The sequence below is a fragment of the Achromobacter sp. SIMBA_011 genome (assembly GCF_046535435.1).
Classification (GTDB): domain Bacteria; phylum Pseudomonadota; class Gammaproteobacteria; order Burkholderiales; family Burkholderiaceae_B; genus Achromobacter; species Achromobacter dolens.
On record NZ_JAWRWN010000767.1, the window covers coordinates 1 to 258 of the forward strand.

The 258-nt window shown below is 58.9% G+C and carries 2 pseudogenes; both read left to right on the forward strand.

Annotation, left to right across the window (positions count from 1 at the left end):
• Nucleotides 1-107 (forward strand): annotated as a pseudogene (locus SB816_RS33055) (phosphate transport system regulator PhoU); the annotation flags it as partial.
• 31 nt (nt 108-138) lie between these two features.
• Nucleotides 139-258: pseudogene (locus SB816_RS33060) on the forward strand (DNA-binding response regulator); the annotation flags it as partial.

Genomic DNA, 258 nt, shown 5'->3' on the forward strand with positions numbered 1-258 from the left:
TCGGCGATCACGCGAAGAACATCGCCGAGTTCATCATCTACATCGTGAAGGGCACCGACGTGCGGCATCAGCCGCGCGACACGCTCGATCGCGAAGCCAACAGTTAATCGACTCCGTATAGGAAGAACAGAGGTGCCGATGCCCAGCAACATTCTCGTCGTCGAAGATGAGCCCGCGATTTCCGAACTGATCTCGGTGAATCTCCAGCATGCCGGTCACTGCCCGATCCGCGCCTACAACGCGGAGCAGGCGCAGAAC